Source organism: Pseudomonas sp. GW823-FHT02C05 (genome assembly GCF_058797595.1).
Map to the genome: position 1 here is coordinate 1,110,266 of NZ_JBXAJU010000002.1, position 9,184 is coordinate 1,119,449.

Consider the following 9,184-nt stretch of genomic DNA (forward strand, 5'->3'; position numbering starts at 1 on the left):
GGCAATGGACGTCAGGCAGCGACGTTGACGCTGCCGCCGAGGCTGCTGCTGGTGTCCAACTGATACTGCTTGCTCAAGCTGGCGATCATCTTGCCCAGAGCTTCGGCGAGGTTGGCCTGCGGGTCCTGGGGGGCGCTGTCCTGGTTGCTTCCGGCCTGCAACGCGGCCTTGAGCTCATCGCTACTGATGCCGCCACTGCTGTCGCTGTCGAGAATCTTCAGCAGAGCCGAGCTGGTGTCGCTGCTGGTGGAGCTGTTGCCCGAGGCTTGCAGGGCAGTGCTCAGTTCGTCACTGCTGATGACTCCGTCGCCATCGCTGTCCAGGGCGCCGAGCAGGGCATCCGCCAGTTGGGTATCGGGGGCGCGGTCCTTGGGCGGAGGAGGGGCCATGGCGGCCATTTCATCGCTGCTCAAGCTACCGCTGCCGTCACTGTCCAGGTCGTTGAAATTCTTGCTCAGGCTGACCAGGATGCCGTTGTCGCTTTTCTGCGACAGGGCGTTTTTCAGCTCGTCCTGATCCACCGCGCCATCACCGTTGCTGTCGAGCTTGGCGAACAGCTCCTTGTGCAATTGCTGGCCACGGCTGGTGCTGCTGGAGCTGTAATAGCTCGAATAGTTGCTGCTGAGGCTATCGATCATGGGGCTCACTCCCTGCGGATGAATTGAACCGGTGGGGGGCACCGGCCCAAGCAGCCTCAGGGGGGGAGTTGTCCTGGGTATTGGCGGTTTGTACCTGCCGCCACACAAGGCGCTCAAGGCCTGGGTAGACGCAATACCGCGGTCAGGCCGCCGCCGGGGGTTTCTTCGAGGATCAGTTGGCCGCCCAGGCGCTCCGCCGCTTCACGGGCAATGGTCATGCCCAGGCCGACGCCGCCGGAGTTGCGGTTGCGCGAGCCTTCCAGGCGAAAGAATGGCTCGAACACCGCTTCACGCTTGTCGGCGGCAATCCCCGGGCCGTGGTCGATGACCCGGATCAGCAGTTGCCCTCGGTCGTCCTCCAGGGCCAGGGTTGCCTGGCCGGCGTAGCGCAGGGCGTTGTCCAGCAGGTTGTTGAGGCATGACTGCAACGCCATGGGTTGCACCAGCAGCGGCGCGCAATGGCCCTGGGCCTGAGCGTCGGCGCCCTGGTCCTGGGCGTTCTCGCACAGCGACTCCACCAGGGCCTGCACGTCCATCCATTGCTCGGCCTCGCTGGTGCGTTGTTCGTGCAGGTAGCTGAGGGTGGCGTCGAGCATCTTGATCATGTCGTCCAGGTCCTGGCGCATCTGCCCTTGCAGTTTGCTGTCCTCGATCTGCTCCAGGCGCAGTTTCAGCCTTGATAACGGGGTGCGCAGGTCGTGGGAGACGGCACCGAGCATGCGCCCGCGTTGCTGCACCTGCTCGCGGATGCGCTTCTGCATCTGGTTGAAGGTGCTGGCCGCTTGCCGGGCTTCCCTTGGCCCCACCTCTTCCAGGGGCGGGCTGTCGAGGTCTTCGCTCAAACGCTCGGCGGCGACGCTCAGGCGCTGGATCGGCCGCGACAACAGCTTGGCGCCGTACCAGGCAGCGATGATCAGGGAGATGAACTGGAACGTCAGGGGCACCAGCGGGCCGCCGAACCAGGGCCGTGGCGGGCGCCTTGGATAAGGGGGCGGCGGCTGGCCATTGATCAACTGCGCCGAATCGGGAGGGGGCGGCGGCGGGGGCGGGCCGTAGTGGTGAAACCAGAAGAACGCCAGCAGGTGGGCGAGGACGATCGCGATCAGCAAGACGCCGAACAGGCGGCCGAACAGCGTATCGAACCGCCCGCGCATCAGCCGATGTCCCGGGCGTCGAACAGGTAGCCTTCACCGCGCACGGTCTTGATCAGTTGCGGCGACTTCGGATCGTCGCCGAGCTTTTGCCGCAGGCGCGAGACCAGCAGGTCGATGCTGCGATCAAAGGCCTCGATGGATCGGCCGCGGGCGGCGTCCAGCAATTGTTCGCGGCTCAGTACCCGGCGCGGGCGCTCGATGAACACCCAGAGCAGGCGGAACTCGGCGTTGGACAGCGGCACCACCAGGCCATCGGCGGAAATCAGTTGGCGCAGCACGCTGTTCAGGCGCCAGTTGTCGAAGCGGATATTGGCCCGCTGCTCGCTGCGATCGTCGCGCACCCGGCGCAGGATGGTCTGGATCCGGGCCACCAGTTCCCGTGGCTCGAAAGGCTTGGCCATGTAGTCGTCGGCCCCCAGCTCCAGGCCGATGATGCGATCGGTGGGCTCGCAGCGGGCGGTGAGCATGAGGATCGGGATGTCCGATTCGGTACGCAGCCAGCGGCACAGGGACAGGCCGTCTTCGCCGGGCAGCATCAGGTCCAGCACCACTACGTCGAAGTGCTCGGCCTGCAGGGCCTGGCGCATCGCCGCGCCGTCGGTGACGCCGCTGGCGTGAATGTTGAAACGCGCCAGGTAGTCGATCAGCAACTCGCGGATCGGCACGTCGTCGTCGACGATCAGGGCCCGGGTGTTCCAGCGTTTGTCGTCGCCACTGACCAATGCTTTGGCGTCTTCGTTGAGAGGGGCTGAAGTGTTCTGCATGGGTGCGGTCGTCTGCCAGGTAGGCTGCCGGCGCCTGAGGGCGACGGCGGGATTGTGGCTTCAGCATAGGCGTCCGGCCCGGGGGCTGGAAGTGCTGTTCGAAGGTGTTGCGGCTGGCGAGGGTAGCGCCGGGGATTGTTGCCGACGTGTCGTCAGTGTATCGAGGTTGATACAAATGCCGTGGCGTGGGGGAGCGATTGCCGAGGCAATCGGCCTTCTTGCGCACCGTTGAGGAGGATTTACCTCTGATCGGGTCCCGGAGCGGCGCGGCTTGCGCTACAATCCGCGCCGATTTCGACTTGCCTGAGAGCCCCTTCATGTCCGCCTGCCAGACTCCTATCATCGTCGCCCTGGATTTCCCCACCCGTGACGCCGCACTGAAACTGGCCGATCAACTGGACCCCAAACTGTGCCGGGTCAAGGTCGGCAAGGAGCTGTTCACCAGCTGCGCCGCCGAGATTGTCGGGACCCTGCGGGACAAGGGTTTCGAAGTGTTCCTGGACCTGAAGTTCCACGATATTCCCAACACCACCGCCATGGCGGTCAAGGCCGCCGCAGAAATGGGCGTGTGGATGGTCAATGTGCACTGCTCCGGCGGCCTGCGCATGATGGCTGCCTGCCGCGAAGTGCTGGATCAGCGCAGCGGCCCCAAGCCGCTGCTGATCGGCGTCACCGTGCTTACCAGCATGGAGCGTGAAGACCTGGCCGGTATCGGTCTGGACATCGAGCCCCAGGAGCAGGTGCTGCGCCTGGCTGCCCTGGCGCAGAAAGCCGGCATGGACGGCCTGGTGTGCTCGGCCCTGGAAGCCCAGGCCCTGAAGAGCGCCCATCCGTCCCTGCAACTGGTGACCCCGGGGATTCGCCCGGCGGGCAGCGCCCAGGACGACCAGCGGCGGATCCTCACCCCGCGCCAGGCCCTGGATGCCGGCTCCGATTACCTGGTGATCGGTCGCCCCATCAGCCAGGCGGCAGATCCGGCCAAGGCCCTGGCCGACGTCGTGGCCGAACTGGCCCTGTAACACGCTTCCTCTTGTAGGAGCCGGCTTGCCGGCGATAGCGGTTTTGCGGTTGGCGGCCCTTTCCGGCCGCCGTTGCGGATCGCCGACAAGCTGGCTCCTACGGATTCAGACTTTCAGTATCAGCTTGCCGAAGTTCTCGCCGCTGAACAGCTTGCCCAGGGTTTCCGGGAAGGTTTCCAGGCCCTCGATAATATCCTCCTTGCTCTTGAGCTGCCCCTTGGCCATCCAGCCGGCCATTTCCTGCCCGGCTTCGGCGAACTGCGCGGCATAGTCCATCACCACGAACCCCTCCATGCGCGCCCGGTTGACCAGCAGCGACAGGTAGTTGGCCGGCCCCTTGACCGCCTCCTTGTTGTTGTACTGGCTGATGGCGCCGCAGATCACTACCCGCGCCTTGACGTTCAGACGGCTGAGCACGGCATCGAGGATGTCGCCGCCGACGTTGTCGAAATACACATCGACGCCTTTCGGGCACTCGCGCTTGAGGCCGGCGTGGACGTCTTCGTTCTTGTAGTCGATGGCGCCGTCAAAACCCAGCTCGTCGATGAGGAACCGGCACTTGTCCTGGCCGCCGGCAATCCCCACCACGCGGCAGCCCTTGATCCTGGCGATCTGCCCGGCAATGCTGCCCACCGCGCCGGCGGCCCCGGACAGCACCACGGTGTCGCCGGCCTTGGGCGCGCCCACGTCCAGCAGGGCGAAGTAGGCGGTCATGCCCGTCATGCCCAGGGCTGACAGGTAGAGCGGCAGCGGGGCCAGCTTGGGGTCGACCTTGTAGAAGCCCCGGGGCTCGCCGAGGAAGTAGTCCTGCACGCCGAGTGCACCATTGACGTAGTCGCCCACCGCGAAACCGGGGTGGCTGGAGGCGATCACCTGGCCCACGCCCAGGGCGCGCATGACCTCGCCGATGGCCACCGGGGCAATGTAGGATTTGCCCTCGTTCATCCAGCCGCGCATGGCCGGGTCCAGGGACAGGTAGTGGTTCTGTACCAGGATCTGCCCGGCGGCGGGCTCGCCCACTGCCACTTGCTGGTAGGTGAAGGTATCGCGGGTGGCCGGTCCGATGGGGCGTTTGGCGAGCAGAAACTGGCGATTGGTCAGGGCGGTCATGGCAGGCACTCGTGGGATGAATGAACCCCTAGTTGATAGCCCCTTGGCCTCGGTGCCGCAAGGTTTGCCGCTGCAGCGAATGGAGGCCAATCGATCGCCCTGATAAAGCCCCCGGCAGATTCATCACCAGAATGCATGAGCATCCAACCGGGCTTTTGATAGTGCTGACGCCACCAGCCCCGGCTGTGGCTAGATTGGGCCGGGTAGCTGACCCGCATTCGATCGAGGATTCCTGCAATGAGCATGATGTTTTCCGGCCAGGTGGCCCTGGTGACCGACGCAGCCAATGGTATCGGCCGGGCCACCGCCCAGGCATTTGCCGCACAAGGCTTGAAGGTGGTGGTGGCGGACCTGGACACGGCGGGGGGCGAGGGCACCGTGGCGCTGATCCGCGAGGCCGGTGGCGAGGCGCTGTTCGTGCCGTGCAACGTTACCCTGGAGGCGGATGTGCAAAGCCTCATGGCCCGCACCATCGAAGCCTATGGGCGCCTGGATTACGCCTTCAACAATGCCGGTATCGAGATCGAAAAGGGCCGCCTTGCGGAGGGCTCCATGGATGAGTTCGACGCCATCATTGGGGTCAACGTCAAAGGGGTCTGGCTGTGCATGAAGTACCAGTTGCCGCTGCTGCTGGCCCAGGGCGGTGGGGCGATCGTCAACACCGCCTCGGTGGCGGGCCTGGGCGCGGCGCCGAAGATGAGCATCTATGCGGCCTCCAAGCATGCGGTGATCGGCCTGACCAAGTCGGCGGCCATCGAATATGCGAAGAAGAAAATCCGCGTGAACGCGGTATGCCCGGCGGTGATCGACACCGACATGTTCCGCCGTGCCTACGAGGCGGACCCGAAGAAGGCCGAGTTCGCCGCAGCCATGCACCCGGTGGGGCGCATCGGCAAGGTCGAGGAGATCGCCAGTGCGGTGCTCTACCTGTGCAGCGATGGCGCGGCCTTTACCACCGGCCATGCACTGGCGGTCGACGGCGGGGCCACCGCGATCTGATGCCGATGGCCGGAGCCCGATGGAATCGACCTCCAGTGTCCTGAAAACGACCTCGGCGTAGCTTTTTGCCATTATTCCGATGTCAGAGACTTGTGCGCCGGTGCATGCCGTTGCGACCCTTCGCCAAGACAAGATGGCCCTATTGCCATTGGGGATTGGAAGGGGACTGCGCACCATGACTTCGGCCGCAAGTGGACGTTTTGCCAACCTTGGCATGGCAAAGAAACTGGGCATCGGGTTTGCCCTGGTGTTGCTCCTAACCGCTCTGGTGGCGGGGATCGGTGTCTGGTCCCTGCAGACCATCAGCCAGCGCTTTGATGGCCTCAAGCAGATGTCCCAGCTCAATAGCGGCGTGCTCAAGGTGCGGCTGCAGGAGCAGGACTACGCCCTGCATGGCGACAGCAAGACCGTGGACAGCCTGCATGAAAGCCTGGAAGGCCTGCAGGCCCTGGCCCAGCAGCTCAAGGTGCGGTCGGCGGCCAACCAGACCGCGATGGGCGATGTGGAGCTGGCGCTGGCGGACTATCGCAAGGCATTCGACGAGTTCGTCGAGCTGACCCAGGCCAAGGACCTGGCCCTGGAAATGGCCAGTTGGTCGGTGTCCAGCGTGGCCAATAACCTGGACGTGCTGCAGGCGGGGCTGGCGGATGACGGTGCCTATACGCTCAAGGAATCCCAGGGCAAGGACGGTGCCGAATTCATCGAGCAGGCCAATCAGATCAGCCAGGTTTCACGCCTGATGCTGCAGGCCATGAATGAGGCCAGGTTGCGCCTGGATCAGAACCGCAAGGGCGGCGACCAGGAGCCCGCCGAGCAGGGCAAGATCGAGCAGGCCGATCAGGCCCTGGCCCAGGCCGAGCAGTTGAAGGCCACGGTCAAGGATGCGGGCTATCAGACGGTGCTCAACGAAGTCTCGGGGCATATCGGCAACTTCAGCGAGAAGCTCAACGAGTACACCGGGTTGCTGGCCCAGGAGAAGCAGGTCTATCAGCAGCTGCATGAGCGCGCCGCCCAGGTGATGGCGCGGGTTGATCAGGCGTACGGGGCGCAAGAGCATTCGATGCTGGGGGAACTGGACAAGAACTCCCTGCTGATCATCGGCTCCTCGGCCCTGGCGCTGTTGGTGGGGCTGTTGGCGGCCTTGAGCGTCACCCGCCTGATCGTGCGCCCGTTGCGCAGTGTGATGCACGTGGCTCAGCAGATTGCCGCCGGTGATCTGACCGCGACCGTGGAGGTGACCCGACGTGACGAGATCGGTCAGTTGATGCAGGCCATGCAGCAGATGGGCAGCGGCCTGAGCGGCATTGTCAGTGGCCTGCAGGCGGGGATCGAGCAACTGGCCAGTTCGGCTCAGTCGCTGTCCACGGTGACCGAGCAAACCAACCTGGAAGTCAGCACCCAGAAGGAAGAAACCGAGCAAGTGGCCACGGCCATGAATCAGATGACCGCCACGGTGCACGATGTGGCGCGCAATGCCGAGGAGGCCGCCCAAGCCGCCCAGGCGGCGGACGACAAGGTCGAAAGTGGCCAGCAAGTGGTGCGCCAGAGCATGCAGCGCATCGAGCAACTGGCGGATTCCGCCAGCCGTGCCAGCAGTGGTATCGAGAGCCTGAGCGCGGAAATCGACAACATCGGTAGCGTGCTGGATGTGATCAAGAGCGTGGCCGAGCAGACCAACCTGCTGGCCCTCAACGCCGCTATCGAAGCCGCCAGGGCCGGGGAGCAGGGCCGAGGGTTTGCGGTGGTGGCCGATGAAGTGCGGGCCCTGGCGAAACGCACGCAGCAGTCCACCGAAGAGATCGCCCGGTTGGTGACGGCTCTGCACGCAGCGGCCGACTCCTCGGTGCGGCAGATCCAGAGCAGTGGCGAGCTGGTGAAGCTGGCGGTCAGCGATGCCCTGCAGACCGAAAGCGCCCTGGGCAGCATTGCCGCGGCGGTGTCATTGATCCAGCAGATGAACCAGCAGATCGCCGCTGCGGCCGAGCAGCAGAGTTCGGTGGCCGAAGAGATCAACCGCAGTGTCACCAGCATTCGCGCCAGTGCCGATCAGTCGTCCCTGGCGATGCAGGGCAACGCCGCGTCGAGCATCGAGCTGGCGCAGTTGGGCGTGGAACTGAAGGGGATGGTGGGGCATTTCCGCTTGTAGCGGCGGGGAGGGCGCAGCGTTCTAAAACCCTTGCCCGGGTGTTCCGGGCAAGGGTTTTTTCTGTCAGTCGTAGATGGCTTTCTTTTTCCAGTCGGCGTCGGCTTCCACGGTCTTGAGGCCCTGGGTCAGCTGGTTGTCTTCGTCCGGGGCAGGTTCCAGGGTCGACAGCACCATGGCATTGGCCCGGGCCAGGAGTTTGTCCAGGTATTCCAGTTGCTCCTTGTAGACCGCCGGGTCCGGCTGCTTGCGCAGGTACTGCACGCCACGCTCGAAGGCCAGCCGGGCCTGGCCCGGCTGATTCTGCTGCAGGGCGTACTGGCCCAGGTTGTTGAAGAACTCGATATGCAGCAGCACCAGGATGTGGCGGATCTCCTTGATCCAGCGCTTGGCTTCGTTGGGCTGCAGGAAACCGTCGTGGGCGGCGCGAGTGACCTGGCCGTGCATGGCCTCCAGCAGGAAGCGCACGTCCTTGGCCTTGGCTTCGGTCTGGATCGGTGCCGGTGGGTTGTTCACCGGGATCGACTCGCCCTGGCCCACCAGGGTATTGAGCTCAGCCAGGCGAGCCTTGAGGGCGCTGTCGGTTTTATCGAGGTTGAGCATGCGCTGAACGACGTTCAGCTCCAGGCGCGTCAGCAGCAGCTTGAGGGCCGGTGACATGAACTGGCCGGGGAAGGTTTCGGTGATCTCGCCGCAACGACGCAGGCGATCATTGAGTTCGACCTTGGTGCGGGCTTTTTCCAGTTTGTTGTTTTCCACCACATGGTTCATGTAGCCAATGGCGATCAATAGTGCGATCCCGGCTATTACCAGCAGGGTGATCATGAGTGGTGTCACCGTTAAAACCTCGTTATGGGATTCGCGTGCGAGTGTAGTGGCTTGGCATTTAGACGCATAGCGCCGCTCGACGAGCCGGGCATGGATTGTGCTGCTTATATAGGTGGCATTTGCCTCGGGGGATCCAAGGGTTCAAATTGCCATCACCGGCTGTGGAGGACTATAACGCCTTGTCGAGTGCCAGAATATAGGCGTCAAAGCGCGGACGGCAGAAAACCCTGAAGCGGGCCTAAAACAGCTCCGAAGTCATTGATTTAAATAAAATTATATCTGGGGGTTGACGGCCTCCCAAAGCATCCATAGAATGCGCGCCACTTTCAACGGAAAGCAAATAGCAAAACGTTGAAGGAAGTGAATGCTGTAGCGTGTCCCCTTCGTCTAGTGGCCTAGGACACCGCCCTTTCACGGCGGTAACAGGGGTTCGAGTCCCCTAGGGGACGCCATTGCGGGAATAGCTCAGTTGGTAGAGCACGACCTTGCCAAGGTCGGGGTCGCGAGTTCGAGTCTCGTTTCCCGCTCC

The 9,184-nt window shown here is 63.8% G+C and carries 8 protein-coding genes, 2 tRNA genes and 1 pseudogene; 6 read left to right on the plus strand and 5 right to left on the minus strand.

Annotated features, from left to right (window positions below):
- Positions 1–11: 11 nt before the first annotated feature.
- The 3 genes from xopAW to AC1RGE_RS16180 form a co-directional block, all read right to left on the minus strand.
- Entirely contained in the window at positions 12–638 is a 627-nt protein-coding gene (gene xopAW, locus AC1RGE_RS16170) for an EF-hand domain-containing protein (RefSeq protein WP_041116762.1), read from the minus strand.
- A gap of 113 nt (positions 639–751) precedes the next feature.
- Entirely contained in the window at positions 752–1,792 is a 1,041-nt protein-coding gene (locus tag AC1RGE_RS16175) for a sensor histidine kinase (protein WP_492584608.1), read from the minus strand.
- Positions 1,792–2,556, minus strand: a complete 765-nt coding sequence (locus AC1RGE_RS16180) for a response regulator (protein ID WP_011060083.1) — start codon at positions 2,554–2,556, stop codon at positions 1,792–1,794. Before AC1RGE_RS16180 ends, AC1RGE_RS16175 begins: the two co-directional genes overlap by 1 nt.
- A 317-nt stretch (positions 2,557–2,873) precedes the next feature.
- Between AC1RGE_RS16180 and pyrF the strand changes: the two genes are divergently transcribed.
- On the plus strand, positions 2,874–3,575 hold the full coding sequence (gene pyrF, locus AC1RGE_RS16185) for an orotidine-5'-phosphate decarboxylase (protein WP_011060084.1): 702 nt from the start codon (positions 2,874–2,876) through the stop codon (positions 3,573–3,575).
- A 105-nt stretch (positions 3,576–3,680) separates the two neighbouring features.
- Here the strand turns inward: pyrF and AC1RGE_RS16190 are convergent, their stop codons facing one another.
- Positions 3,681–4,685 (minus strand): NADP-dependent oxidoreductase, encoded by a 1,005-nt coding sequence (locus AC1RGE_RS16190; protein WP_492584610.1) that lies wholly within the window; start codon positions 4,683–4,685, stop codon positions 3,681–3,683.
- A 237-nt stretch (positions 4,686–4,922) separates the two neighbouring features.
- Here AC1RGE_RS16190 and AC1RGE_RS16195 point away from each other — a divergent pair, with 237 nt between their 5' ends.
- From AC1RGE_RS16195 to AC1RGE_RS16205, 3 genes and pseudogenes are all read left to right on the plus strand, one after another.
- Positions 4,923–5,684 (plus strand): SDR family oxidoreductase, encoded by a 762-nt coding sequence (locus AC1RGE_RS16195; RefSeq protein ID WP_492584612.1) that lies wholly within the window; start codon positions 4,923–4,925, stop codon positions 5,682–5,684.
- 1,060 nt (positions 5,685–6,744) lie between these two features.
- Positions 6,745–6,969 (plus strand): annotated as a pseudogene (locus AC1RGE_RS16200) (HAMP domain-containing protein); the annotation flags it as partial.
- Positions 6,967–7,830 carry a methyl-accepting chemotaxis protein gene (locus AC1RGE_RS16205; protein ID WP_373870545.1) on the plus strand — a complete coding sequence of 288 codons (864 nt, stop codon included), beginning with the start codon at positions 6,967–6,969 and terminating at the stop codon, positions 7,828–7,830. The pseudogene AC1RGE_RS16200 and the gene AC1RGE_RS16205, both read left to right, overlap by 3 nt.
- Positions 7,831–7,893: 63 nt before the next feature.
- Here the strand turns inward: AC1RGE_RS16205 and AC1RGE_RS16210 are convergent, their stop codons facing one another.
- Complete coding sequence (locus tag AC1RGE_RS16210) at positions 7,894–8,652, minus strand: hypothetical protein (RefSeq protein WP_015634689.1); 759 nt, start codon at positions 8,650–8,652, stop codon at positions 7,894–7,896.
- Between the two features lie 379 nt (positions 8,653–9,031).
- On the opposite strand from AC1RGE_RS16210, the gene AC1RGE_RS16215 reads away from it, so the two are divergent.
- Together AC1RGE_RS16215 and AC1RGE_RS16220 are read left to right on the plus strand one after the other, a co-directional pair.
- Positions 9,032–9,107 (plus strand) — tRNA-Glu (locus AC1RGE_RS16215).
- A 2-nt stretch (positions 9,108–9,109) separates the two neighbouring features.
- Positions 9,110–9,182 (plus strand) — tRNA-Gly (locus tag AC1RGE_RS16220).
- Positions 9,183–9,184: the final 2 nt, after the last annotated feature.

Excerpts from the sequence above, each read along its gene's own strand:
- xopAW (WP_041116762.1), bottom strand. The coding sequence starts at position 638 with ATGATCGATAGCCTCAGCAGCAACTATTCGAGCTATTACAGCTCCAGC.
- AC1RGE_RS16175 (WP_492584608.1), bottom strand. The coding sequence starts at position 1,792 with ATGCGCGGGCGGTTCGATACGCTGTTCGGCCGCCTGTTCGGCGTCTTG.
- AC1RGE_RS16180 (WP_011060083.1), bottom strand. The coding sequence starts at position 2,556 with ATGCAGAACACTTCAGCCCCTCTCAACGAAGACGCCAAAGCATTGGTC.
- pyrF (WP_011060084.1), top strand. The coding sequence starts at position 2,874 with ATGTCCGCCTGCCAGACTCCTATCATCGTCGCCCTGGATTTCCCCACC.
- AC1RGE_RS16190 (WP_492584610.1), bottom strand. The coding sequence starts at position 4,685 with ATGACCGCCCTGACCAATCGCCAGTTTCTGCTCGCCAAACGCCCCATC.
- AC1RGE_RS16195 (WP_492584612.1), top strand. The coding sequence starts at position 4,923 with ATGAGCATGATGTTTTCCGGCCAGGTGGCCCTGGTGACCGACGCAGCC.
- AC1RGE_RS16205 (WP_373870545.1), top strand. The coding sequence starts at position 6,967 with ATGGGCAGCGGCCTGAGCGGCATTGTCAGTGGCCTGCAGGCGGGGATC.
- AC1RGE_RS16210 (WP_015634689.1), bottom strand. The coding sequence starts at position 8,652 with ATGATCACCCTGCTGGTAATAGCCGGGATCGCACTATTGATCGCCATT.